Here is a 24,272-nt window from a genome sequence, read left to right on the forward strand (position 1 = left end):
TCTGCGACCAAAGGCCCGATCTCCGTCCGTCTTGTGATGTGGGAACGGGCACATACTCAGGGGCTGGTACGGGTGTCATAGGTACTTGCCCGTCCGAGCGGTCGGCCCGCGACCGGGCGTGGAGGGGACCGTCGCCCGCCCGGTGCCGGGGTCGACGGTTACCGTGACGTTGCTGTGGGACTGCCGGGGGGTGAGCCCCTCTTCCTGCGAGACCCAGATCGTGTAGGTCGACGACGGGTCTCCCGGCTGGGGAAGGAACAGGGCGACGGCCTGCCCACCACCGGCCTCCTGAGCGGCGGCGACGGCGCGCTGCGGCCCGATGTCCTGAGCCCGGCCCGTGCTGGTCGGCTCCGCCGGGAACTGGTATCCGCTCATGGGCACGGAGGCAGCCGGTTGGGTGGGGCGGATGCTGAACACGCTGGCGTAGTAACCCCATAGGAACAGCAGGGGAAGGAGGACCAGCCCAGCCGCCTTGAGCAGATCGGTGTCCCGGGACAGGCGCCGGGCGCGCCAACGGGCGGACAGGGCGGTGCGCCGATATCGCTGCAACGGCCACCACGTGCGCAGCCCGCTGACGGTCAGGACCGCGAGGACCACGCCAGAGGTGGCCACGACCAGCCCCCCGACGGTCAGACCCCGGCGGCCGGCCCACCAGCCGGTGTGGGGGATCTCCTGGGACATCCAGTGCACGTGGCCGGGCCCCTGGCAGGACAGCAGGCAGTGGTGCAGATTGTCCAGGACGGAGACCCAGGTCGGGGTCGCCGACGCCCTGCTGATCTCGTGCCCGGTGGAGGAATCGACCGCGTAGATGGCCTGCTCGGTCCGCACCTCGACGACGTCGGTGTTCCGCGTCGCCGACAGGACGGGCTCGTCGGGATGGCCGTTCTTGATCGTCTCGACCGCCTGGGGCAACGAGACCTGGCCGGGGCTGGCGTTGGGGGTGGAGGCGGTTGGGTTCAACGAGCGCAGGATCTCCGCCTGGTGCGGCAGGAGCATGCCGCTGAGAGTAATGACCAGCATCCCCAAGCCGGTTGCCGCTGACAGCCAACGGCGCACGAGCGCCATCGCCCGGCAGGCGCGGGAGGGTGGGGAGGGGAGGGGCTCGGCCGTGGGATCCATGGCAGTCTTCATCGGGGAGGGTTAGGACCCCGCGGGGGCCAGCAGGGCGGCCACGGCGCACAAGCAGGCGAGGACCGCGATGAGGGCGTAGACGCAGTATCCACGCTCGCGCCGCCGCCACAGGGAGTGGGCGCCGCTGACGCTGATGGCGGCGCCGGCGACCTGGATGACCAGGGCGGTGCCGACGGCGAGGGGGCCGGCGGCGCCTATGGCGGGAGCCAGGGCGTAGACGATGACGCACCTGAGGCCCGAGGCCCACAGTCCCAGCATGACGGCGTGGATATCGGCGCTGACCAGGAGGGGAGAGGCTGCGTCGTCCTGAACGAGAGGGGCGGGCGTCGGGGGTGCGGCAGTGTCGACGTCGTCTCCGGTCTCCCCACCGGGCGAAACGTCAACATAATCAATACTCGCAGTACTCTTCATACTGACCAATACGGTAACGGTCAGGATAAATCGCGTCAACGCTCCGTCGTAGGCGGGTGATGTGATGTCAGACAGGCGCCTTTGAAGGAAATAACTGCTGGGAGGGCCCTGTACTGTAAACCGGAGAAATATGGGGTGTTCCGGCTGTGTCTCGGAGATGGCCGGCGCTAGCGCAGCAGGGGCAGTGCGGAGATGATGGTCAGGGCGACGATGATCGGCTCGAAGACCCGCTGATCCATGTGCTCGGCGAGGCGTCGACCGGCCAGGGCCGAGGCGATGACGACCGGGGCGGCGGCCGCCGCCAGTGACAGAGTCGTGGGGTTGACCAGGCCGGTTGAGACGGAGAAGGGCAGCTTGACCAGGTTGACCAGGAAGAAGAACCAGGCCGTCGTCCCCAGGAAGGCCTTGACCGGGTAGCGGCAGGCCAGGAAGTACATGGAGGTCACCGGGCCGCCTGCGTTGGCAACCATCGTGGTGAAGCCGGCCAGGCTGCCGTAGACCAGGCGAGCCAGGCGGCTGCCGGCCGGGGTCGGGAGGGCCGCCTCGGGCGCGCCGGCGGACCTGTTCCTGGCGGCCGAGCGGCGCTGGTACAGCGTGATGGCGACCAGGATCAGCAAGATGGCGCCGATGAGGCGGCGAGTGGAGTCGTTGGAGGCCAGGTGCAGGAACAGGGCGCCGGCGCCGACGCCGGCCAGCACCGCGGGGACGAGCCTGCGCAGCATGCGGAAGTCCGCGTCGCCGCGATAGCTCCACACGGCCAGCAGGTCGCCGGTCATGAGCATGAGCAGGATGGCACCGGTGGACTCCTTGGCCGGCAGCGCCGCCGTGCACAGGGCCACGGCGATGGTGGCCGCCCCGGGAAGGGCGGTCTTGGCGATGCCGCACAGGGCCGCCACGACCACGAGCAGGATCCAGGCGGTGGGGGTCAAGGTGGGGAGCACGGAACCTCTCAGCGATGAGAAGAGTCAGGGTGTGGTCTGAACTTTGTCCAGACTAATGCATGGTCGTCGACGGCGAGGGCCGGTGGGGTCCTCGCCGTCGATGGTGGCCTGTGTGAGTGCTGTCGACGCCGGCTCAGAGCCGGGCGGCGGCCTCCAGGAGGTTGCGTGCGGAGATCTGGAGCCCTTCAACGTTGCCGTACTCGGCGTCCTCGTGCTCGATGTTGACGTTCATCGCCGGGTCGATCTCGGTGATGGTGGCCAGGAATCGGGCCCAGTAGTCGGTGTCGTGCCCCAGTCCGAGGGCGACGAACCTCCAGGCCGGATCCTGGGGCCAGGAGTTGCACCAGTAGCCGTAGGCCACTGGGACCTTGCCCTCGGCCTCGGCGGGAACGCGAAGACCGGGTTGCGCGGTTGCAGCTCCAGACAGACCTGGACGTCGTTGTCGCGGGCCAGAGCCCGCACATCGGTGCCGTCCTTGAGTCACCGCAGCACCAGGACGGCCTGGACCCAGGTGGTGGCGGCCCGCTGATGCGGGCGGGTGTCGTGGGTGCGGCGGTGGGCGGTCAGCCAGCCGCTGACGGAACGCACAGTAGTGATGGGTACGTCGAGAGTGGCACGATAGGACACCCGCGCGGGGCCTTTCTTGCGAGCAGGTTTTCTTGGTCGAAAACAACTTTGACGCACGGCTCCGCGTGCACCTCGCTCCGACATACCCCGCCCCGGCTCTATCAGCACATCCCCACCATCCCACCGCTCAGGCCGCCAGCACCACCACCCCCGGTGAGAAAACCTCAATGTGACATATGTGTCAGTTCGTCTCTACTTTTGTGTGTCATTCCGGGTTCTGCGTCAGGTTTGGTTCTCGAGACGTAGAAGTGTGTGATATAGTTTAATTTATGTTCGATGCACTCACTAGCCCGCAGCCGTCACCTACAGTGGACCCTATTCATGTTGTTGTAAGTTCGTCCGCTGGGAGTTCTGGGTATTCGGAAGTCCTTGTTAGTGCTGCTGCGGCTCTTCTGGTCGCCGCGATCGGCGCTTTTGCAACTTTCTATGTTTCTAGAAGGCAAAACGACACTGCGGTTTCTAATTCAAAAGAAGCGGCAGAGGCGGCTGAAAAGTCTGCTAATATTGCTTCCGATGCTCAAGCTAGGGTAGCAAGGATGCAGTCCAACAGCGAAGAGCTTCTCTCTTATGCAACGAGGAATGCCGAGGAAAAACGCAAACGATACGGTCGTTGGATTGAGGTGTTCTCCGAGTATGTTCAAGAATTTCCGGAAGTAAGTAAAGTAGTTGGTGATAATGTTGATAAAGTTGAGTCTACTTTACCTAAGGATATATTTTCTGTGGCTTCCGGAGAGGTTGCTCAGCGTTTTGCGAGAATGCAGGTTTCGATATGGAGTCTTGGGTTGCATAAGCGGGTGAAGGGCGAAGAAATGAAGAGGACCGAACGGGAAGACTTGGCGTTTCTGCGACTTCGTGTCGATGTTTTGGTTGCGATGTGTAAAGATATAATTGGACCGAGTGCGACTGATACGCCGCTTTCTGCGTGGGGTGCACTTAATGGTAGGAGCCTAGTTGGCAATCCTGAACTTGTTGAAGTAATGGCCATGAGTGATGCTGAAATTGATGACATTCTGCATGTTATTCCTCAATTTTCTGCTGACTCTTTTTCGGATTAGGGGTTGTCTTACGTTTTGTGATTCGAAGTGACACTGATGGAGTGTTCTTGTCTGATGTTTGAAGATTCATCAGGAACGACGACGCTCCCGACCATCACTGGTCGGGAGCGTCGAGGTGAGGCGTCAGCCGGTGGGGCCGACCCGGAGGAGGAGTCCGCGCGAGCCCCGCGACGTCTCAGGCCTTGAAGAGGGTTCCCTCAAGGTAGGCGCGCGCCTTGCGGGCGTACTCCAGCGGGTTGGCGATGGCCGGGTCCTGCTCGGCCTCCACCAGGATCCAGTCGGAGTAGCCGTGGTCCACGAGGAACTTGTAGGGGACGGTGAAGTCGATCGTGCCGTCACCGGGGACGGTGAACATGCCGGCCAGGAAGGAGTCGAGGAAGGAGCGCTCGGCGGCCTTGGACTCCGCCATCTTCTCGGGGCGCACGTCCTTGAAGTGGACGTGCTTGACGCGGTCGATGGTGGCCTCCAGCAGGCCCATGACGTCGCCGTCGCCCACGTAGGCGTGGCCGGTGTCGAACAGGAGGGAGACCTTGGCCGGGTCGGTCAGCTCCATGAGGCGGATGGTCTCCTCCTTGGTCTGGATGACCGTGCCCAGGTGGTGGTGGTAGACGAGCTCCAGGCCGTGGGCGTGGGCGACGTCGCCCAGGCGGCCCAGGCCCTCGGCCAGCACCGGCCACTGCTCCTCGGTGAGCACCGGCTTGTTGGTGAAGATGCAGACGTCGCGGATGCCCTGGACCGAGCCGGTCTGCTCGGAGACGACGACGCGAGTGGCACCCAGGTACTCCAGGTAGGCGCAGGTGGCCTCGAAGTCGGGGATGACGGCCTCGACGCCGTCGCGCAGGATGAAGGAGGAGAACCACTGGGCGACGATCTTGATGCCGCGGGCCTCGGCGGAGGCCTTGACCTCCTCCTTGGGCGGGAAGAAGCCGGCGCACTCGGTGCCCGCGTAGCCGGTGTCGGCCAGGTCCAGGAGCATGTCCTCCAGGGTGTTGAAGGCGCCGACCTCGGGGATGTCGTCGTTGCGCCAGGTGATCGGGTGCATGCCCCAGGAGATGCCGTGGGGGTCGGAGATGGCGGTTGCAGGGTCGAGGGTGAAGGACATCGTTGCTCCGTGTTCTCGCTCGGGTGGTGGTGGGCGGTGGTCAGTGGAATGAGTGCGGTGAGACGGCGGTGAAGTGCTGGCGGCTGGTGCGCCGTCGGCTCGGGTCCGCCAGTGGTGCGCTCCCGGGAGGAGGGTGCCGGCGTCGGTGCCGGGCGGTGGGCCCGTGCCTCGAACCTAGCAACAGGACTTTGTCCTGACAAGCCCTTCTCGGGTCCTCCCGGGAGCGCATGTGCTGGGGAGGGGTCAGGAGTAGAGCTTCTCCATCTCGACCTCGATCTCCTCCAGGGACTTGTCCTTGGTCTCCGGCATGATCTTGAACAGGACGACGGCGACGACCAGGTTGAGCACGCCGTAGATGGTGTAGGTGATGCCGCCGCCCAGGGTCTCCATCATGGGTGGGAAGGTCCAGGTGATGATGGCGTTGGCGGTCCACATGCAGAAGATCGCCGTGCCGTTCATGATGCCGCGGACGTTGGCCGGGAAGATCTCACCCATCATCGTCCACACGATCGTGCCGTTGGAGGACTGCACGATGAGCATGAAGACCGACATGAGCCCCAGGATGAGGTAGGCGGCCCAGGCGGGCGGAGTGGTGTGGTTGGCCATGTGCGGGGCGATGAAGAACTGGAAGGTCGCCGCGATGCCCAGCAGGGTGACGCCCACGCCGATGACGTCGCCGATGAGGACCTGGCGGCGCCGGAACTTCAGGATGAGCCAGATGCCGATGGCAGAGCCGATGACCGACATGACGCCGTTGGCCACCTGTGCGGTGATGGAGGCCGAGGTGGACATGCCGGCGTACTCCAGCACCTTGGGGGCGTAGTACATGACGGTGTTGACACCTGTGGTCTGGTTGACCACGGCCAGGAAGATGCCGACCAGCAGCAGCTTGCGCAGCCAGGGCGTGGCCATGACGTGGCTGAAGCCCTTGCGCTGGGACTCCTCGTCCTTCTCGTGCTGGCGGGCCTCAACCATCTCCATGATCTCGTCCTCGATGGCGCCGTCCTTCTCCGGGACGCGTACGCGCTTAAGGGCGCCGATGGCGTCGTAGAGGCGCTCCTTGGCCAGGTACCAGCGCGAGGACTCGGGCATGAGGCGGATGCCGATCCACAGGGCCACCGCCGGGATGGAGCACAGGACCAGCATGTAGCGCCAGGCCTCGCCGTTACCGGCGCTGATGCTGAGCTGGTCGAGGAAGGCGTGGTACTGCTCCGCGTTCATCGGGCCGCCCTTGGAGGCCTGGAGCTTGGCGATCTCGTCGAAGACGTACTGGCCCGGGGTGAAGTGCCCGCTGGGGTCCTCGGCGATGGTGATCCTTGGGCCGCCCTGGAGGGAGTTGATGATGGCGTTCATCGAGAAGGCGAGCAGCTGGCCGGTGACGATCATGAGCTGGTCGATGGCCACGATGGAGCCGCGGATGCGTTTGGGGGCCGTCTCCGCCAGGTAGACGGGGACCGTTGCGGAGGCGGCTCCGACGGCGAAGCCCAGGACGACACGGAAGGGGTACATGACCCAGACGTTGGGGGCGATGGTGGTGCCGATCGCGCCGGCGAAGAACAGGAAGGCCAGGACGGTGATGTTGTGACGGCGGCCCCAGCGGTCCGACATGAGACCACCCAGCAGCGCGCCCAGCGCCGCGCCGGCCAGCAGGGTGCCGCCGATGGCGCCCTCCTGGAAGGAGGTCAGCTGGAGGCCCCTGGCGTCGAAGGGCATGTACATGTACGGCAGGGCGCCGGAGATGACGCCGGTATCGTAGCCGAAGAGCAGTGAGCCGAGCGTGGCCACGGCGGCGATGGCGACGACGCCGCGGTGCTTGCCCGAAGGCGGCGTCTCGGCCACCGCCTTGGTGAGCTCTTCCCTGGTGAGTCCACGCAGGGACGTCGTGACTCCCTGAGACATAGGGGGTCTCCTCTCAGTCCTGCGGCGACGATGCCGCAGGGATCGTTATGGTGGGTGGGTGGTGGAGTGAAGAGAAAAGTGAGGTGTGAGGCGGCTCAGGCGTCGAAGGTGGTGCGTCCCTCGACGCGGGGGACCTCGTGCCACTGGCCGTCGGCCGCTGAGGCGACGACGGCCTCGTCGACCTCCGCGGCGCACCAGGCGTCGGCGGCCGAGGGGGCCACCTGCTTGCCGGTGAGGATCGACTCGATGAACTGCGCGGCCTCGATGGCCTTCATGTCGTCAAAGCCCATGGAGGTGCCGATGGCGGGCTGGAAGCGCTGCCACTGACCCCACTGGGGACCGGCCATGGCGCGGGTGTAGCCGTGGGAGGCACCGCCGTCGAGCACGGGGCAGATCTCCAGCTCGTTGAGGCGCTCGAAGTTCCAGCGGGCCGAGCCCTTCGTGCCGTAGACCTCGACGACGTACTCGGCGCGCGGTCCCACACTGACGCGGGAGGACTCCATGGTGCCCACGGTGCCGTTCTCGAAGCGCACGAGCATGGAGACGTAGTCCTCGTTCTCCACCGGGCCGACCTCGTCTCCGATCTCGAAGCCCGAGTGACCGATGCCCATCTTGGTGGGGATGGGGCGCTCGGTGATGAAGGTGTCGGTGATCGCGGTGACCGAGGCGATGCGCCCCACAATGTACTGGGCCAGGTCCGCCCCGTGGCTCATGAGGTCGGGCACGACGCCGGCCCCGGCCTTCTCCTTCGAGGCCCGCCAGGTCAGGGGCCCCATGGGGGAGGAGTTGTAGTCGGCGATGAACCACACGCGCACGTTCGTGATCCGGCCCAGCTCGCCGCCGCGCACCAGGGAGCGCAGGTACTCGATGGCCGGGGTGTGGCGGTAGTTGAAGCCGACGGCGGTGACGAGGTCCGCCTTCTCGGCGGCCTGGGCGATCTGCCGGGACTGCTCGGCGCTGACCCCCATGGGCTTCTCGATCCAGAAGGGTTTGCCAGCCTCGACGGCCGCCAGGGCCATCTCGTGGTGGAGGAAGTTGGGGGCGCAGATGGAGACGGCCTCCACCTCGGGGTCGGCCAGCAGGTCGCGGTAGTCGGCGTAGGCGCGCTCGAAGCCCAGGTTGTCCACTGCCTCCTGGCGCACCTCGTCCACGGGGTCCGCGGCCGCGACCAGGCGCGGAGCCACGCCCAGCTCGGGGAAGCGCTCAGCGATGGCACGGTAGCTGCGGGCATGAAGCCGTCCCATCCACCCCAGGGAGATGACCCCGATACCCAGTACTTTCTTGTCGGTCATTACGGTCCTTTCCGACGACACTGTCGGCTGCTGCGTGTGTGGAGGTGTGTCCGGAAGCCCCGGGAAACACTCGTCGTCAATGACGTCACAGGAAGATAGCAGAGCAACTTTGTCCTGACAAGAGGGGGTGAGGTCAGATGACCGCAGTGGCCGGGTCTACATGCTCACCGGTGTGGTCGGATAGGATGCGCTCAACCGGTGTCCAAGGATGGACTCCGGCTCCCGCGGATCATGCCGGTCCGTGAGGCACAACGGTGTGGAAAGGGAGACGTCTGCCGTGAAAGGACCTCGAGGACGAGGCGGGCGGGTCACGATCAGGACTGTCGCCGAGCGCGCCGGCCGCTCCATCTCCACCGTCTCGGCGGCTCTCAACGGCTCCGACGGCGTCGCCGAGAAGACCCGTGGCGAGATCCTGAGCATCGCCACCGAGCTCGGCTACCAGGCGGATCCGCGCGCCCAGTTCCTGCGCCGCAGCCACACCGGGCTCATCGGTGCCAGCTTCGCCATCGGGCAGGCCTACCAGGGGCTCATCGTGGACGGGCTCTTCCAGGCGGCCTCCGCCATGGATCACGCGCTGGTGCTGGCCACCTCCACCCCGCACCGCGATGTGGCCGACGGGCTGCGCTCGCTGCTGCTCCAGCGCTGCGAGGGCCTCATCCTGGTCGACCCCGACCTCTCCGTGGGCGCCCTGGCCGGAATCGCGGACCGTCCCCCGGCGGTCCTCATCGGCACCAGTACCGATCTGGGGGACGTTGATGAGGTCCACTCCCGTGACGACGTCGGCTTCCAGCTGCTCGTCGATCACCTGGTCAACACCGGGCGCCGCCGCATCACCCATGTGGATGGCGGAGGAGAGACCGCCGCAGGGCGACGGATCGAGCGCTTCGGCCAGGCCATGGAGCGGCGCGGGCTGACGGACAGCGCCCGGGTGGTGCCCGGGGGAGGCGACGAGGACAGCGGGGCCAGGGCGGTCCACCGCCTCATCGAGGCCGACGAACTGCCCGAGGCGCTCCTGTGCTTCAACGACCACTGCGCCGTCGGAGCCCTCATGGAGCTGCGCCGTCAGGGGCTGAGGGTGCCGCAGGACCTGGCCGTCACCGGTTACGACGACATCCCGGTCACGGCGGCCTCGGCCTTCTCCCTGACCACGGTGCGCCAGGACGCCGGCCTCATCGCCGAGGTCGCGGTACGGGCGCTGCTGGCCCGGATGCACCCGGACCAGGAGGGCCATATCCCGGCGGAGGTCGCCGGTGAGGACCGGCCTCTGGGAGGCCGTCTCTACCGGGTGGTCCCCGAGCTTGTCGTCCGCGACACAACGGCCCCGCCGGGCGAGCGCCGGGACACGGCCCGGGCCTGATACGGCGCGCGGTCTACGGTGAACCTCACCGAGGAAGCCACAACCGAGGGGCGCACGCCCCGCACACTGGGAGAGGAACCATGATTAACGGAGAACTCATCGACCTGGTCGCCGGCGACTACGAGGCGCGTATCGCCTCGTCGGGCGCCATGCTCGTCCACCTGCGCCGCCAGGGGCGTGACCTCATCATGCCCTTCGACGCTGAGGCGACGCTGCCCGCCGGCTGGCAGGGCAAGACCCTGATGCCGTGGGCCAACCGCATCGCCGGGTCCCGCTACGACTACGCGGGCACCGAGTTCCTCGTGGGCTGCAACGAGCCGGCCAGCGGCTCGGCCCTCCACGGCCTGGCCGGTTGGATGGACTGGCAGGTCGCTGATGACGACCCCTCCGGCCCCGACGACGGCGCCCCCCGCAGCCGGGTCGTCCTGGAGCTGAGCCTGCTGGCCTCCTACGGCTACCCCTGGAGCCTGGAGGCCAGCGCCTGCTTCGAGCTCGACGCCGAGCGCGGGCTGAGCGTCACGGTGACTGCCACCAATGTCGGTGCGGCCCGGCCCGCCCCGCCGGTGCTCGGTGCGCCGGAGGCCGAGGGCGAGCCCGCCCCCGCTCCCTACGGCGTCTCCTGCCACCCCTACCTGACGCGCTCGGTGCCCCTGGACGACTGCGTCCTGACGATCCCGGCTGCCGAGGTCCTCGACGTCGACGAGCACATGGCGCCCACGCGCCGGCGCAGCGTGGAGGGCACCGACTGGGACTGGCGGGGTGGCCGGCTCGTCGGGGCCATCCAGACGGACAACGCCTACACCGCCCTGCCCGGGGGCACCTGGGAGGTGAGCCTGCGCGGCGGGCAGGGCAACCGCGCCGTCGTCATGAGCTCGGACGTCCCCTGGGTGCAGGCCTACACCGCCGATGAGCTCTCCCGGCCCGGCGTGGCCATTGAGCCCATGACCTGCCCGCCCAACGCCTTCAACAGCGGGGAGGACCTCATCGCCCTGGCAGTGGGGCAGTCCCACTCCTTCACCTACCGCCTCTACGAGCAGGACTGAGCGCGCAAGCGTTCTGGGCCGAGGACGCCTTGTCTCTCCTCACGTCTGAGGCGCTCGCTCAGGTGGGAGCGCGGGGCCGGGACGGTTGCTCTGGAGCTGACGGTGCGCTGAGGGGCGAGGCCTGACGAATCGCGGGTGTCCATGGTGCTGACATCAGCTCCGCGCCGCCGCCGTACACCAATGAGAAATCGCAGCATTCCAACGATCCTCGCCGGGCGCTTCGACGTCGGGCTCGTTGATGTCAGCGCTGTGGACACTGGGCTGCCGGCGGGATCGACTCCGCGGGGCGTTGGCGGTCGTGCCGAACGCTCTCACCCCGATGCTGGCTTCACCTTCCCCAGCCAGACCTCTTCCGACTCCCGCCCGGGGGCCGGTGGCGCTTGTGCAACACCGGCTCCGGCCTGCACCCGCCCTGAGCCGGTCTACTCCACGAGGGTCGGGATCTACTGGTCGGGGGTTGTGCGTACTGTACGAAGGCCCCACCTACCTGGAGTGCCCCCGACCCTCCTCCAGTGGATCCCGACCCTCGTGCAGTACAGGCCGGGCGCCAGTCCAGCGACGGCGAGCAGCCGAACCAGCCCGGCCAGCACGGTGAGCAACGGTCATCGGGCCCGCCGCGCCGGTGTCGTGAGGTGGCATGGCCCCGAGGCTCTTGGAGACCGTGAGACAACACAGCGGCCTGCCGAGCCCGCAACGGCCCTGCAGGCGCTGAGAGCGCGGGAGGGCGTCGTCGAGAGGGAATGCTCGACGACGCCCACCGCACGTCAGAGTGGTGAACCGGCGCTCAGCTCAGGCGCACCGGCTGCCCGGAGTGAGCCGACTCCGTGGCGGCCTCGGCCAGGCGCAGAGCCGCGATGGCGTCCCCGATACCGGTGGGGGGCGTGGTGCCGGCCTCGACGGCCTCGATGAAGGCGCTCAGCTCGATGCGGTAGGCGTCGGCGTAGCGCTCCAGGAAGAAGTCGAGGTAGGGCTCCTGGGCGTCGGTGACCTCGCCGTTGGACAGGCGCACCGTGGTGGCGCGGATGTTCTCGGCGAACAGGGCGCCCTCGCGGCCCGAGGCCTCGAGGCGCTGGTCGTAGCCGGAGGAGCAGTGGCGGTTGTTGATGATCGTGGCCACGGCGCCCGAGGCGGCCTTGAGGGTGACGACGGCGGCGTCGAAGTCGCCGGTGTCCTTCAGGGCCGGGTCGAGGTTCTGCCCGGCGGCGTAGACCTCCTCGATCTCACCCAGGAAGAAACGGGCGGTGTCAAAGTCGTGAATGGTCATGTCGCGGAAGATGCCGCCAGAGACCTTGATGTACTCCGCCGGCGGGGCGGCCGGGTCGCGGCTGATGATGGTCAGCTGCTCGATGTCACCGATCTTGCCGGCCTCGACCGCGGCGCGGGCGGCAGCGAAGCTGGGGTCGAAGCGGCGGTTGAAGCCGAACATGACGGGGACCTTGACGGCGTCGAGCTCGGCCTGGGCGGCCTCGACGTCCTTCATGTCCAGGGCGATCGGCTTCTCGCACAGCACCGCCTTGCCCGCCTTGGCGGCGGCCAGCAGGTGGGGGATGTGCAGCGGCGTGGGGGAGCCGACGATGACGGCGTCGATCTCGGGGTCGGCGAAGACCTCCTCGGCGTCCTTGCAGGACCGGGCGCCGTAGGTGGCGGCGAGCTTCTCGGCTGCGTCCTCGAAGGGGTCGCAGACCAGGGCGAGCTCGGCCTGGGGGTGGGCGGCGATGGTCTTGGCGTGGACGTGGCCGATGCGGCCGGCGCCGATGACGGCGATGGAGAGCATCCTTGCTCCTTCTGCGTGTGAGTGGGGTGTGGATCGGTGTCTGAACTGCGGAAAGTGGTGGGGTGGACGGTTCGACGGCGCGGAACGTGTAGACGTGTCCGAACATGCCGTGGACCCGCCCGGGGCGGCGGGTGCCGCTGCGGGCGTCCGGGCCCCCACCGGGACCCGGACGGGCCTGAGCGGAGCCGATCAGGGCTGGGGCATGATGACGTCGCGCACCAGGGCGTCCAGGTCGGCGTCGGCCTGGAGGAAGCCGCGCAGGGTGCGGCGGGTCGCGCCGAAGGTGTCGAACTCCTCGGGCGTCATGCCATCGGGCTCGTAGGCGCGCACGAACTCCGGGATCGACAAGAGCGTCTCCATGATCTCAGGAGCCACGGGCTCGTTGATGCGCTCGACGACCTTGTAGCCGGAGTCGTTGATGAGCTTCTGCCAGGCGAAGGGCGGGGAGACGACCAGGTCGCCGCCGACCAGCTCGGACCACTGCAGCACGTTGCGGAAGGCGGCCGACAGCACGCGGGCGCGCAGGCCGCGGGCCTGGAACTCCTGGTAGGCGCGCTTGAGGGCGGCCACGCCACCCCACTCCAGGTGGCCGGGGTCGATGAAGAGCTTGTCCCGCTTGGCCACGATCTTGAGCCAGTCGTCCAGGCGGCCGCCCATGAGGGTGACGACCGGGCCCATGGTGGAGACGTCCTTGCCCTCGGCCTCGCGGCGCTTGAGACCGCGCTCGATGGCCTCACCGGTGGCCACGGCCTGGGGCACGGAGAAGGAGACGGTGACGTTGACCGACACGCCCCGGTAGGTGGCGTCCTCAATGGCCTTGACGCCCACGGAGGTGGCGGGGATCTTGACGATGATGTTCTTGGCCAGGTTGGAGAACTCCTCGGCCTGGTCGGCCAGGGCCTTGGCGCTGCGGGCCAGGCGCGGGTCGGTCTGCATCGACAGGCGGCCGTTGCGCCCCTTGTGCTCCTCGAAGATGGGCTCGAGCAGCTTGGCGGCCTCGACGCTCATCTCTCGCACGACCTGCCAGCCAATCTCGGACTCGGTGGCCTCGGGCATCTCCTCAGCCAGCTCGGCGATGCGGGGGAGCCACACGTCCTTGCGCTGGTTGATGCAGGTGTAGGCGATGGTGGGGTTGCAGGTGGCGCCCACACCGCCGAAGGAGATGGACTGACGCAGCTCGTCGGGGTCGGCCGAGTCGTTCCACAGTGCGGTGGGCGTGTTACGGGCGGCGTCGAGGAGGGGGCCGGGGGTGTAGTCGATGCTCATCGGTTCTGTGCTCTCTTTCGGGTTCATCCGCGCAGGCGTCCTTGCAGCCGCGGTCCGGTAGCCCCTATTGAAGTGCGCTCGACGGCATCTGTCAATAAAATGTCAGGACAAAGATTCCTGGGAACGGTGGTGACCCCGTGCCGGGGCGAGGGCTAGCTGGAGAACAGCGAGGTCTCGAAGGTGTAGCGCGAGGCGCGGTAGATGTGCTGCCCGTACTCGATGACGCGGCCCGACTGGTCGTAGGTGATACGGGTGGCGGTCATGAGGGCGGCGCGGCGTCGCTCGTGGAGGAGCTCGGCCTCGCGGGCGGTGGCGTTGCGGGCCCCGATGGTCTGCTTGGCCGTGGTGGGGACGGCGTCCTGGGCGCGCAGCAGGTCGTAGAGGCCCCCGGACTCCAGCTCCTCGCGGGTGGGGGCAATGGTCGCCGGCATGAGGTTGGACAGCACCGCGATCGGCTCGCCGTCGGCACAGCGAATGCGGGTGCAGGTCACGACAGCGGCGCCCTCCTCGACCTCGAGGTGCTCGGCGTCGTCGGCGTCGGCCTCGTGCTCGACGTAGTCCAGCACGCTCGTGGAGGTCGTGTGGCCGGCCGCGGACAGGTCCGACAGCAGGCTGGTCAGCTGCATCGGTCGGTGGACGTGCATGGGCGAGACGATCGTGCCCACACCCCGACGGCGCTTGACCAGGCCGCGGTCCACCAGGTACTGAAGGGCCTGGCGTGCCGTGGGGCGGGAGACCTTCAGTCGCTTGGCCATCGAGAGCTCGTCCTCCAGGCGGCTGCCGGCAGGCAGTGTCCCGTCAAGGATGAGTGCGGCCAGCGGCTCGGAAATTTGCGTGTGCAGCGGCGTCTTGGAATCGCGGTCGATCGTGATGTCGAGGGCGAAAGGGGCTGGTGAATCGGGCATGAGGTGAGCCTGTGTCAGACGTGATAATGCCTTGAGCATACGGATGCTGTGTGCCGATGTCACGTGCTGTCGTCATCCTGGCGCCGATCTGCGGAGGGGTGGGCCCTCAAATGTTCTGACAAATGCTTGACCTGGAGCGGTCCTGTGAGGCAGGCTTCGCAGTGACGCCCGACGCAGACCGCACTCCCGCAGGCCTGCAGGCCCCAAGGATGTGGAGACGCGATCACCGTGACGACAGCAACGACAGCAACGATGGCAACGACTAAGACGTCTGAGGCGGTTGCGCCCGAGGGCCTGCCCGCAGACGCCGGAGACACTAATCGGCTCGACGTGCTCACCATCGGGCGCTGCGGCATCGACATCTACCCCCTCCAGGTCGGCGTCGGGCTGGAGGACGTGGAGAGCTTCGGCAAGTTCCTGGGCGGCAGCCCCACCAACGTGGCCGTCGCCGCCGCCCGCTACGGGCACCGCTCCGCCGTCGTCACCGGCGTGGGCAACGACCCCTTCGGGCGCTTCGTGCACACCGAGATGCGCCGCCTGGGGGTCGACGACCGCCACGTCGTGACCAAGGCCGCCTACAACACCCCAGTCACCTTCTGCGAGATCTTCCCGCCGGACAACTTCCCCCTCTACTTCTACCGCGAGCCCTCGGCCCCCGACCTGGAGCTGGCCTGGGAGGACCTGCCGCTGGAGGCCATTCGCGACGCCTCCATCTTCTGGATCTCGGTGACCGGACTGAGCAAGGAGCCCTCGCGCTCGGCCCACCACGCCGCCCTGGGCACCCGCGACCGGCGGCGCTTCACGATCGCCGACCTCGACTATCGCCCCATGTTCTGGAAGGACAAGGAGACGGCCCACCGGGAGGTCGCCAAGATCCTGCCCAAGGTCACCGTGGCCATCGGCAACCGGGAGGAGTGCGAGGTCGCCGTCGGCGAGCGCGACCCCGAGCGGGCCGCCGACGCCCTCCTGGAGACCGGCGTCGAGCTGGCCATCGTCAAGCAGGGCCTGGAGGGGACGCTGGCCAAGACCCGCACCGAACGGGTGGAGATGCCCGTGACCTCGGTGGAGACGAAGAACGGCCTGGGAGCCGGGGACGCTTTCGGCGGGGCCATCTGCCACGGCCTGTTGTCGGGCTGGTCGTTGGAGAAGACCATCTTCGCCGCCTCCACCGCAGGAGCGATCGTCTCCTCGCGACTGGAGTGCTCCACCGCCATGCCCACCGAGCCCGAGCTGCTCGAGCTCATGCGTTCCCGCCGCGACGAGGTCGCCCCGGGGCTGACGGACCTGTGAGGAGTCCCCGATGAGCGCAACACCCACCTCTGCTGCCTCCACCTCAGGGCCGCGGCCGCTGACCGACGCCGTCACCGAGATCCGGGTCACCGACCCCGGCCGTATCGGTCGGGCCCTGGCCCAGCGTCCCCGCGCCGACCTGGCCGGGGCCGGGCGCCTCATGGTCATCGCCTGCGACCACCCGGCCCGCGGAGCCCTGGGAGCGGGGGCGAGGCCACTGGCGATGGCCGACCGCGAGGACCTCCTCCAGCGCTGCATGACGGCCCTGTCCCGCCCCGGCGTCAACGGGTTCCTGGGAACCGCCGAGATCATCGAGGACCTGACCCTCCTGGGCGCCCTGGACGGCAAGCTCGTGTGGGGCTCCATGAACCGGGTCGGCCTCCAGGGGGCCTCCTTCGAGATGGACGACCGCTTCGGCGCCTACGACGCCCAGGGCATCGAGGCCTCCCACCTCGACGGCGGTAAGATGCTCACCCGCATCAACTACGCCGACCCCGCCAGCGCCACCACCCTCGAGGCCAGCGCCAAGGCCATCGACTCCCTGTCCCAGCGTGGCCTGAACGCGATGATCGAGCCCTTCATCTCACGGTGGGAGGATGGCCGGATCGTCAACGACCTCAGCGAGGAGGCCGTCATCCGCTCGATCTGCATCGCCCAGGCGCTGGGGCGCAGCTCGGCGCACACCTGGCTCAAGCTGCCCTGCGTCAGCGATCCTGCCTCGATGCGACGCGTCATGGCCTCCACCTCCCTGCCCAGCCTCATCCTGGGCGGCGAGGTCTCCACCGACCCCGAAGCCACCCGCGCCTCCTGGGCGGCGGCCCTGGAGCTGCCCAATGTCAGGGGCCTGGTCGTGGGCCGCTCCCTGCTCTACCCGGGCAATGACGACGTTGAGGCCGCCGTCGACGCCGCCGTCGCTCTGCTGTGAGCACCTGATACGCCCGCAAGCGAACCGACCGCCCCGGCCCGCAACCGCCGTCAATCGGCCCTGGCCGAGCCACCCCATACGAGACAATCCGCACGAGTACCACCAGGAGCTGAAGGAGCATCACCATGGGCCACACCGACCGCACCGCCCCGTCCGAGACGTCGGGCCAGTCCCGCTACGTCATCCGCGCCGGCGAGCTCACCCACGACAGCTACGAGCTGGACCTCACCCCGGAGCGGGCCGGCTGGGAGTGGTCCTCCCTGCGAGTGGTGGCGCTCGCCCCCGGGAAGCCCCTGACCGTGCCCGCCGGCGAGCACGAGTACCTCGTCCTGCCCCTGTCGGGGGGCTGCACCGTCCAGGCCGGCGGTGAGCGCTTCGAGGTGGCCGGACGCGAGTCGGTCTTCACTGACATCACCGACTACGTCTACGTCCCCCGCCGCACCGAGGTGACCCTCACCAGCGCCGACGGCGCCCGCATCGCCCTGCCCGGGGCCAAGGCCACCACCGACAAGCCGCTGCGCTACTGCCCGCGCTCCGAGGTCGGAACCGGTCTGCGGGGGGCCGGCCCCTCCTCGCGCCAGGTCAACAACTACGCCCTGGGCAACGACGTCGAGACCTCCCACCTGCTGGCCTGCGAGGTCCTGACCCCCGGAGGCAACTGGTCCTCCTACCCGCCCCACAAGCACGACGAGCACACCGAGGTCGAGCGGGTCCTGGAGGAGATCTACTACTACCAGGTCCGTGCCGGCGAGGGCGACGCCGAGGGCTTCGCGCTCCAGCGCATCTACCCCTCACCCGGCCACGACATCGACGTGTGCACCGAGGTGCGCGGCGGCGACGTCGTCGTCATGCCCTACGGCTACCACGGGCCCTCCGTGGCCGCCCCCGGCTACGACCTGTACTACCTCAACGTCATGGCCGGCCCTGCCGAGGACTCCGTGTGGCTCATGACCGACGACCCCCACCACACCTGGGTACGCCAGACCTGGGAGGGCCAGGAGGTCGACCCGCGCCTGCCCATGACCCCCATGAACGACTAGCCGATCCGCCTTTCGACCGCCCCACCACCTGAGAAGAGCAGAGAAGAACCACGATGAGCAACGAAGCCTACGCCGGCACGATCCGCCTGACGGTCGCCCAGGCCACCATCCGTTTCCTGTCCAACCAGTACTCCGAGCGCGACGGCGTCGAGCAGCGCCTCATCGCCGGGGCCTTCGGGATCTTCGGCCACGGCAACGTGGCCGGCATCGGCCAGGCCCTCCTGCAGAACGAGATCGCCCGCGCCGACGGCGAGCAGGAGATGCCTTACATCATGCCCCGCAACGAGCAGGGGCAGGTGCACGCGGCCGCCGCCTTCGCCAAGACCACCAACCGCCTCCAGACCTACATGTGCACGGCCTCCATCGGCCCGGGCTCCCTCAACATGGTCACCGGGGCCGCCCTGGCCACCACCAACCGCCTGCCGGTGCTGCTCTTTCCCTCCGACCAGTTCGCCACCCGCGTCCCCGACCCCGTGCTCCAGCAGCTGGAGGACCCCACCAGCCTGGACGTCTCGGTCAACGACGCCTTCCGCCCCATTTCGCGCTTCTTCGACCGCATCAACCGGCCCGAGCAGCTCATCCCCTCGCTGCTGAACGCCATGCGCGTACTCACCGACCCCGCCGAGACCGGCGCGGTCACCATCGCCATGCCCCAGGACGTCCAGGCCGAGGTCTTCGACTGGCCCGTGGAGCTGTTCCGCAAGCGCGTGTGGCACGTGCGCCGCCCGGTGCCCGAGCCCGCCGCCCTTCAGCGCGCCGTCGCCCTCATCAAGACCGCCAAGCGGCCCCTCATCATCGCCGGCGGCGGCACCATCTACGCCGGCGCCAGTGAGGAGCTGCGCGCCCTGGCCACCGCCACCGGCATCCCGGTGGGCGACACCCAGGCCGGCAAGGGCGCCATCAACTTCGACCACCCCAGCGCCGTGGGCGGCGTGGGCTCCACCGGCTGCGACTCCGGCAACCACATCGCCGACAAGGCCGACCTCATCATCGGCGTGGGCACCCGCTACTCCGACTTCACCACGGCCTCCAAGACCCAGTTCAAGAACCCCGACGTGAAGTTCGTGAACATCAACGTCACCCCCTTCGACGCTGCCAAGGAGAGCGCCGAGATGGTGGTGGCCGACGCCCGCGAGGCCCTGGCCGCCCTGAAAGAGGCGCTCGCGGACTACCACGTCGAGGCGGCCTACTCCGAGGAGATTACCGCGGAGAAGGAGGCCTGGCTCAAGGCCACCGAGCGCTGCTACCACCTGGACCACGGGCCCCTGCCCGCCCAGACCGAGGTCTTTGGCGCCCTCAACGAGCTCATGGGGGAGGAGGACGTGGTCATCAACGCCGCCGGCTCCATGCCCGGTGACCTCCAGGCCCTGTGGCAGGCCCGCAGCCCGCTGCAGTACCACGTGGAGTACGCCTTCTCCTGCATGGGCTACGAGGTGCCCGCCGCCATGGGTGTCAAGCTCGCCCGCCCCGAGGCCGAGGTGGTCGCCATCGTGGGTGATGGCACCTACCAGATGCTTCCCATGGAGCTGGCCACCGTGGTCCAGGAGAATATCAAGGTCATCTACGTCCTGCTGCAGAACTACGGCTTCTGCTCCATCGGTGCCCTCTCGGAGTCCCACGGCTCCCAGCGCTTCGGCACCAAGTACCGCAGGCGCGGCGAGGGCAGCCACCTGGCCGACGAGCAGGTCATCGACAGCGTCGACATCGCCGCCAACGCCCGCTCCTGGGGTCTGGACGTTCTCGAGGTCCACACCATCGCCGAGTTCAAGGAGGCTTACCGCCAGGCCGAGGCCTCCGACCGTCCCACGATGATCCACATCGAGACCGACCTCTACGGCCCCAACCCGCCCGGGTCGAGCTGGTGGGACGTGCCGGTCTCGGGTGTCTCCGAGCTGGAGTCCACGCAGCGCGCCTACGAGGAGTACCTGCGTGACCGCAAGCCTCAGCGTCACTACCTGTAAGGCCACTACCTGGAGGGATCGCAGGTAGGCCGCGGTCAACGGCGCGCGCTCCTGCGCCGACCGCGACGGCGGGGGTCCGCGGCGAACGGCGCCGTGGGCCCCCGCCGCGTGCGTGCTCCCCTCCGGGGCGGGCGCCCCTTGACCACGGTCCAGCGGGATGCCAGGATCACGATGTGGTCAACGCCCCCATTATGTTCTGACAAAATCGCACCGTTGGCCGTCTAGGACGTTAGGCTGGGGGCACATGCAAGGCGCTGGGCGCCCGGCCGGTCCGCCGCTGAGACCTTGGTCTAAGTCCGGCCCTACCCACCCCATAGGCGGGGCGGGTCCGCGAAACCGACAATCAGGAGTCGATAACGATGAGAACCATTGCGCACTGGGTTGACGGAAAGTACTACGAGGGAAACCCGATCGGCCGCTTCGCCGTCGAGAACCCGGGAACCGGTGAGGTCGAGGCCGAGCTGCTCCAGGCCTCCGACGCCGACCTCGACCACGTCGTCGAGGTGGCCCGCCGCGCCCAGAAGGAGTGGGCGAAGGTCTCGCTGGCCAAGCGCACCGCCATCATGTTCCGCATGCGCCAGCTGGTCCTGGACCACTCCGACGAGATGGCCAAGATGATCGTGGCCGAGCACGGCAAGAACTACTCCGACGCCATCGGTGAGATCCAGCGCGGGCGCGAGACCCTCGACTTCGCCACAGCCATCAACCTGGCCCTCAAGGGCGAGCACTCCTTCGACATCTCCACCGGCGTGGACATCCACACCCTGCGCCAGCCGGTCGGCGTCGTCGCCGGCATCTGCCCCTTCAACTTCCCGGCCATGGTGCCCATGTGGATGCACCCCATCGCCATCGCCACCGGCAACGCCTTCATTCTCAAGCCGGCCTCGGCCACGCCCTCGGCGGCACTGCTGACGGCCGAGCTCTACAAGGAGGCCGGCCTGCCCGACGGCGTCTTCAACGTCGTCTCCGGTAACCGCACCATGGTCTCCAAGGTCCTTGAGCACCCCGGCATCGACGCGATCTCCTTCGTGGGCTCCACCCCGGTGGCCCACATCGTCCAGAACACCGGCATCACCCACGGCAAGCGCGTCCAGGCTCTGGGCGGGGCGAACAACCACGCCATCGTCATGCCCGACTCCGACCTGGACTTCGCCGCCCAGCACATCTCCGCCGCCGCCTTCGGGGCCGCCGGCGAGCGCTGCATGGCCCTGCCCGTCGTCGTGGCCGTGGGCGGCTGCGGACCGGACCTGGCCCGCCGCGTCAAGGCCCACGCCGAGAAGATCAAGGTCGGCTACGGCATGGACGAGGGTGTCGAGATGGGCCCGGTCATCGACGCCAAGTCCAAGGAGTTCATCACCGGACTCATCGACGACGCCGAGGCCAAGGGCGCCGAGGTCGTCCTCGACGGCCGCCCCCTGGTCATCCCCGGACACGAGAAGGGCCATTTCCTCGGCCCGACCATCGTCGACAACGTCCCCCTGGAGTCCTCGCTCTACACCGAGGAGGTCTTCGGGCCGGTGCTCGCCATCGTCCACGCCGACACCTATGAGGAGGCCATCAAGCAGGTCAACTCCTCGCCCTTCGGCAACGGTGCGGCCATCTTCACCAACGACGGCGGCGTGGCCCGTCGCTTCGAGCTCGACGTCGAGGCCGGCATGGTGGGCGTCAACGTGCCGATCCCGACACCGGTGGCCTACTACTCCTTCGGTGGATGGAAGGAGTCGCTCCTGGGCGACACCCACATCCACGGCCCCGAGGGCGTGCGGTTCTACACCCGCGCCAAGGCCGTGACCACCCGCTGGCCCTCGGAGAAGACCTACGCCGCGACCATGTCCTTCCAGCGCGAGGAGTAGGCCTGGCGGCTCGGCCGCCCATCGCCGCGGACGCACCGTAGACCTCAAGGGCTGATCCAGCAGGATGAGTCCGCGGGCCTTATGGTGCGTCCGCGCCTTTGTCGGGATGGAGGGCGCCTCCCTACTTCCAGAGGTCCGCCATCGGGCGCCACAGGCGCGCGGCCGCAGGAGGGAAAAGCGTCAGGACCCGGTGGCGCAGCGCGTCCAGATCGCCGAAATCGCTCCAGATGAAGCGCTCAGTGTGCCAGCCCATCCTGACCAGCGCGTCATGGCGCTGCTTCTCCCTCCACAGTTCCTCAGGCGACGTGTACTTCAGCTGACCGTCGAACTCCGCCAGCACCTTGAACTCCGGCCAGACCTCGTCGGGGAAGTAGAAGCGAGAGAGCTCCGGGTCTGCGATCCGCGCCTGGAGGCGCGGGGCGGGAAGACCGAGGGCGCGCACGAACCAGTGCAGGACCGACTCTCCCGGTGACTCCGCGAGTCCCGAGGTGATCCTCAGGACCGCTCGGGCCCGCCGTGCCCCCCGCCGTGGGCCCTGCGCGGCCACCATCTGTTCAAGCCGACGTCGAACCGCGTCCATACGCTGCTCGGAGTCCTCGGGGTGGAAGCGCGACGGACGGGCGAGGCTGCGCACAGCCGAGTCGACGACACAGATCGCCTCTCGTGCCGGCAGGTCGAAGGCGCAGTCCATAGCCGTGCGCAGCACAGTCGTCACTGGCAGGCCCGAGACCGCCGTGATGTCCTTCCGCTCCAGACAAAGCCGGTGTCGTCGCAGAAAGACCCTGCCCCGTCCTCCAGGAGCCGGCGGAAGCAGCATGCGACTTCGGCGGGGGTGAAAGGGCATGACAAGACTGATATCGGGCTCGTGGTGGCGAACCCACAGACCATGGACAAGTGCTGCCGACTCGTGGCTCAGAGCAAGGGCTGAAGGGGCCTGCATACAGGCGGCGGAGCAGCGGGCCAAACTGAGTTGTTGAGCCGCCTTCCACGGTTCCACTCCGCCTCTGCTGAGATCTGCGTAGAGGCCGTGCGCGACCCTCACCGGATGGTGCATCAGAGGTGGGGGACCGTTGCAGGTCAGAACAAGTGGAAGTTGGGGAGGTGCAGGGTAGGTCTCCATGCCTCCAGGTTGACGTTCGGGCGCGTGAGTAACCAGGGGAGCTTTCTGCCCTGTGGGTAACGTAGGCGACGGGTGCTCTTGTGGCCACCGGTCTCGACGTCGTCGAGGACGCACGGTAGGGGGCGCGGACTGCGGGGCTGGGGTCAGGTCTCGGGGCCTAGGGTGCGTCCTCGCGGAGCAGGGGAGGACTCGGTGGCCAGGACGAGTGGAGGAACACTAAAGATCAGACCTCTTTGTTCGTACAAATCCCTAGATTGTTGGTCGGCGGGAGCGTACAGTGGATGTCACGTCCGAAACGATTCGGATACCGTCCCGCGAAGGAGACAACGATGTCCAAAGCCGTCAACACCAACGACCCCAAGTACTCCAAGCTCACCATCGGCGTCTGCCCCGACCAGTGGGGCGTCTGGTTCCCCGAGGACCCCAAGCAGATGGCCCCCCGTCAGGCCTGGGAGGAGATGGCCGAGGCCGGCTTCGAGGTCATCGAGACCGGCCCCTTCGGCTACTTCCCAACCGACCCCAAGGAGCTCCAGAAGTGGTGCGACGAGTTCGGCATGAGGGTGGTGGCCGGCACCGGCTGGGGCATCCTGCACAAGCAGGAGGCCTGGGAGACCACCCTCAAGACCTTCCGTGCCATCGCCGAGACTCACGCCGCCGTCGGCGCCGAGTACATCGTCCACCTGCCCCCGCTCTACCGCGATGACAAGACCTGGGAGTGGACCGACGACCGTGTCCTGTCCGACGACGCCTGGAAGCTCTACGTCGAGCACGCCAACGCCCTGGGGCAGATGCTCCTGGACGAGTACGGCCTCAAGATGGTCCTCCACCCCCACGGCGACTCCCACATCGAGACCCCCGAGGAGATCGCCCGCATCTTCGACGCTACCGACCCCACCTACGTCAACCTGTGCCTGGACTCCGGGCACGTCGTCTACGGCGGCGGCGACCCGGTCGAGCTGTGCCGGAAGTACCCCGAGCGCATCACCTACGTCCATATCAAGGCCTTCGATGAGGACATCACTCGCGAGGCCCACGAGAAGGACTGGCCTTTCGGTGAGGCCGTCACCAAGGGTGCCTCGGTCTGTCCGCCCGCCGGCCTGCCCGAGATGCACGAGTTCGTCGACGCCCTGGCTGCCCTGGACAAGCCGATCTACGCGATCTGCGAGCAGGACTGCTACCCCTGCGAGCCCACCTTCCCCAAGCAGAACGCCATCAACATGCGCACGTACCTGGCCGAGTGCGGCCTGGGGCTGGCCTGAGGCCTCCTGCCACGTCACACA

Annotated in this window: 19 protein-coding genes and 2 pseudogenes; 9 read left to right on the top strand and 12 right to left on the bottom strand. The window is 67.9% G+C overall.

The genetic code is table 11. The features are described 5' to 3' along the window. Window positions 1-75: 75 nt before the first annotated feature. From RIV14_RS00565 to RIV14_RS00585, 5 genes and pseudogenes are all read right to left on the bottom strand, one after another. Window positions 76-1,119 carry a PepSY-associated TM helix domain-containing protein gene (locus tag RIV14_RS00565; protein WP_075371593.1) on the bottom strand — a complete coding sequence of 348 codons (1,044 nt, stop codon included), beginning with the start codon at window positions 1,117-1,119 and terminating at the stop codon, window positions 76-78. Between the two features lie 21 nt (window positions 1,120-1,140). Next, the gene (locus RIV14_RS00570) at window positions 1,141-1,542 is read right to left on the bottom strand and encodes a hypothetical protein (RefSeq protein WP_075371594.1); all 402 of its coding nucleotides are present in this window, start codon (window positions 1,540-1,542) and stop codon (window positions 1,141-1,143) included. 167 nt (window positions 1,543-1,709) lie between these two features. Next, the gene (locus tag RIV14_RS00575) at window positions 1,710-2,483 is read right to left on the bottom strand and encodes a sulfite exporter TauE/SafE family protein (protein WP_075371595.1); all 774 of its coding nucleotides are present in this window, start codon (window positions 2,481-2,483) and stop codon (window positions 1,710-1,712) included. Between the two features lie 133 nt (window positions 2,484-2,616). After that, window positions 2,617-2,874 (bottom strand): annotated as a pseudogene (locus tag RIV14_RS00580) (sugar phosphate isomerase/epimerase); the annotation flags it as partial. A 92-nt stretch (window positions 2,875-2,966) separates the two neighbouring features. After that, window positions 2,967-3,110: pseudogene (locus RIV14_RS00585) on the bottom strand (IS5/IS1182 family transposase); the annotation flags it as partial. A gap of 269 nt (window positions 3,111-3,379) precedes the next feature. Here RIV14_RS00585 and RIV14_RS00590 point away from each other — a divergent pair. Continuing rightward, complete coding sequence (locus tag RIV14_RS00590) at window positions 3,380-4,165, top strand: hypothetical protein (protein WP_143224170.1); 786 nt, start codon at window positions 3,380-3,382, stop codon at window positions 4,163-4,165. Window positions 4,166-4,340: 175 nt separating this feature from the next. On the opposite strand, the gene iolE is transcribed toward RIV14_RS00590, so the two are convergent. The 3 genes from iolE to RIV14_RS00605 all read right to left on the bottom strand — a co-directional run bounded on the left by iolE (window position 4,341) and on the right by RIV14_RS00605 (window position 8,458). Further along, on the bottom strand, window positions 4,341-5,267 hold the full coding sequence (gene iolE, locus RIV14_RS00595; RefSeq protein WP_075371596.1) for a myo-inosose-2 dehydratase: 927 nt from the start codon (window positions 5,265-5,267) through the stop codon (window positions 4,341-4,343). 243 nt (window positions 5,268-5,510) lie between these two features. Beyond that, window positions 5,511-7,166: an MFS transporter gene (locus RIV14_RS00600; protein WP_075371597.1), complete on the bottom strand. Its 1,656-nt coding sequence runs from the start codon at window positions 7,164-7,166 to the stop codon at window positions 5,511-5,513. Between the two features lie 95 nt (window positions 7,167-7,261). After that, complete coding sequence (locus RIV14_RS00605) at window positions 7,262-8,458, bottom strand: Gfo/Idh/MocA family protein (protein WP_075371598.1); 1,197 nt, start codon at window positions 8,456-8,458, stop codon at window positions 7,262-7,264. A gap of 277 nt (window positions 8,459-8,735) precedes the next feature. Between RIV14_RS00605 and RIV14_RS00610 the strand changes: the two genes are divergently transcribed. Together RIV14_RS00610 and RIV14_RS00615 are read left to right on the top strand one after the other, a co-directional pair. Continuing rightward, window positions 8,736-9,815 carry a LacI family DNA-binding transcriptional regulator gene (locus RIV14_RS00610; protein WP_075371599.1) on the top strand — a complete coding sequence of 360 codons (1,080 nt, stop codon included), beginning with the start codon at window positions 8,736-8,738 and terminating at the stop codon, window positions 9,813-9,815. Window positions 9,816-9,895: 80 nt separating this feature from the next. Next, on the top strand, window positions 9,896-10,858 hold the full coding sequence (locus RIV14_RS00615; protein WP_075371600.1) for an aldose 1-epimerase family protein: 963 nt from the start codon (window positions 9,896-9,898) through the stop codon (window positions 10,856-10,858). Window positions 10,859-11,642: 784 nt separating this feature from the next. On the opposite strand, the gene iolG is transcribed toward RIV14_RS00615, so the two are convergent. From iolG to RIV14_RS00630, 3 genes are all read right to left on the bottom strand, one after another. Then, window positions 11,643-12,632, bottom strand: coding sequence for an inositol 2-dehydrogenase (iolG, locus tag RIV14_RS00620; protein WP_075371601.1), 990 nt, complete (start codon window positions 12,630-12,632; stop codon window positions 11,643-11,645). A 189-nt stretch (window positions 12,633-12,821) separates the two neighbouring features. Next, window positions 12,822-13,898, bottom strand: coding sequence for a transaldolase family protein (locus RIV14_RS00625; RefSeq protein WP_075371602.1), 1,077 nt, complete (start codon window positions 13,896-13,898; stop codon window positions 12,822-12,824). A 152-nt stretch (window positions 13,899-14,050) separates the two neighbouring features. Further along, complete coding sequence (locus tag RIV14_RS00630; protein WP_075371662.1) at window positions 14,051-14,803, bottom strand: GntR family transcriptional regulator; 753 nt, start codon at window positions 14,801-14,803, stop codon at window positions 14,051-14,053. 252 nt (window positions 14,804-15,055) lie between these two features. Here RIV14_RS00630 and iolC point away from each other — a divergent pair, with 252 nt between their 5' ends. The 5 genes from iolC to RIV14_RS00655 all read left to right on the top strand — a co-directional run bounded on the left by iolC (window position 15,056) and on the right by RIV14_RS00655 (window position 21,872). Next, window positions 15,056-16,093 carry a 5-dehydro-2-deoxygluconokinase gene (gene iolC / locus RIV14_RS00635; RefSeq protein ID WP_075371603.1) on the top strand — a complete coding sequence of 346 codons (1,038 nt, stop codon included), beginning with the start codon at window positions 15,056-15,058 and terminating at the stop codon, window positions 16,091-16,093. Window positions 16,094-16,103: 10 nt separating this feature from the next. After that, window positions 16,104-17,018, top strand: a complete 915-nt coding sequence (locus tag RIV14_RS00640) for a Cgl0159 family (beta/alpha)8-fold protein (protein ID WP_075371604.1) — start codon at window positions 16,104-16,106, stop codon at window positions 17,016-17,018. Window positions 17,019-17,143: 125 nt separating this feature from the next. Beyond that, the gene (gene iolB / locus RIV14_RS00645) at window positions 17,144-18,058 is read left to right on the top strand and encodes a 5-deoxy-glucuronate isomerase (protein WP_075371605.1); all 915 of its coding nucleotides are present in this window, start codon (window positions 17,144-17,146) and stop codon (window positions 18,056-18,058) included. A gap of 53 nt (window positions 18,059-18,111) precedes the next feature. Further along, window positions 18,112-20,019 carry a 3D-(3,5/4)-trihydroxycyclohexane-1,2-dione acylhydrolase (decyclizing) gene (gene iolD, locus RIV14_RS00650; protein ID WP_075371606.1) on the top strand — a complete coding sequence of 636 codons (1,908 nt, stop codon included), beginning with the start codon at window positions 18,112-18,114 and terminating at the stop codon, window positions 20,017-20,019. Between the two features lie 359 nt (window positions 20,020-20,378). Beyond that, window positions 20,379-21,872 (top strand): CoA-acylating methylmalonate-semialdehyde dehydrogenase, encoded by a 1,494-nt coding sequence (locus RIV14_RS00655; protein ID WP_075371607.1) that lies wholly within the window; start codon window positions 20,379-20,381, stop codon window positions 21,870-21,872. Between the two features lie 121 nt (window positions 21,873-21,993). Here the strand turns inward: RIV14_RS00655 and RIV14_RS00660 are convergent, their stop codons facing one another. Next, a complete protein-coding gene (locus RIV14_RS00660; protein ID WP_256698931.1) occupies window positions 21,994-22,587 on the bottom strand; it encodes a hypothetical protein in 594 nt (197 codons plus the stop codon). A 734-nt stretch (window positions 22,588-23,321) separates the two neighbouring features. Here RIV14_RS00660 and RIV14_RS00665 point away from each other — a divergent pair. After that, window positions 23,322-24,251 (top strand): sugar phosphate isomerase/epimerase family protein, encoded by a 930-nt coding sequence (locus RIV14_RS00665; RefSeq protein ID WP_075371609.1) that lies wholly within the window; start codon window positions 23,322-23,324, stop codon window positions 24,249-24,251. Window positions 24,252-24,272: the final 21 nt, after the last annotated feature.

Origin of the sequence: Actinomyces acetigenes (assembly GCF_031296635.1) — a bacterium.
Lineage (GTDB): Bacteria > Actinomycetota > Actinomycetes > Actinomycetales > Actinomycetaceae > Actinomyces > Actinomyces acetigenes.

Bases quoted from the DNA above. Each gene is read 5' to 3' on its own strand.
- iolD (WP_075371606.1), top strand. From the start codon at position 18,112: ATGAGCAACGAAGCCTACGCCGGCACGATCCGCCTGACGGTCGCCCAG.
- RIV14_RS00600 (WP_075371597.1), bottom strand. From the start codon at position 7,166: ATGTCTCAGGGAGTCACGACGTCCCTGCGTGGACTCACCAGGGAAGAG.
- iolC (WP_075371603.1), top strand. From the start codon at position 15,056: ATGGCAACGACTAAGACGTCTGAGGCGGTTGCGCCCGAGGGCCTGCCC.
- RIV14_RS00570 (WP_075371594.1), bottom strand. From the start codon at position 1,542: ATGAAGAGTACTGCGAGTATTGATTATGTTGACGTTTCGCCCGGTGGG.
- iolG (WP_075371601.1), bottom strand. From the start codon at position 12,632: ATGCTCTCCATCGCCGTCATCGGCGCCGGCCGCATCGGCCACGTCCAC.
- RIV14_RS00625 (WP_075371602.1), bottom strand. From the start codon at position 13,898: ATGAGCATCGACTACACCCCCGGCCCCCTCCTCGACGCCGCCCGTAAC.
- RIV14_RS00605 (WP_075371598.1), bottom strand. From the start codon at position 8,458: ATGACCGACAAGAAAGTACTGGGTATCGGGGTCATCTCCCTGGGGTGG.
- iolE (WP_075371596.1), bottom strand. From the start codon at position 5,267: ATGTCCTTCACCCTCGACCCTGCAACCGCCATCTCCGACCCCCACGGC.
- RIV14_RS00615 (WP_075371600.1), top strand. From the start codon at position 9,896: ATGATTAACGGAGAACTCATCGACCTGGTCGCCGGCGACTACGAGGCG.
- iolB (WP_075371605.1), top strand. From the start codon at position 17,144: ATGGGCCACACCGACCGCACCGCCCCGTCCGAGACGTCGGGCCAGTCC.
- RIV14_RS00655 (WP_075371607.1), top strand. From the start codon at position 20,379: ATGAGAACCATTGCGCACTGGGTTGACGGAAAGTACTACGAGGGAAAC.
- RIV14_RS00590 (WP_143224170.1), top strand. From the start codon at position 3,380: ATGTTCGATGCACTCACTAGCCCGCAGCCGTCACCTACAGTGGACCCT.
- RIV14_RS00665 (WP_075371609.1), top strand. From the start codon at position 23,322: ATGTCCAAAGCCGTCAACACCAACGACCCCAAGTACTCCAAGCTCACC.
- RIV14_RS00630 (WP_075371662.1), bottom strand. From the start codon at position 14,803: ATGCCCGATTCACCAGCCCCTTTCGCCCTCGACATCACGATCGACCGC.
- RIV14_RS00565 (WP_075371593.1), bottom strand. From the start codon at position 1,119: ATGGATCCCACGGCCGAGCCCCTCCCCTCCCCACCCTCCCGCGCCTGC.
- RIV14_RS00640 (WP_075371604.1), top strand. From the start codon at position 16,104: ATGAGCGCAACACCCACCTCTGCTGCCTCCACCTCAGGGCCGCGGCCG.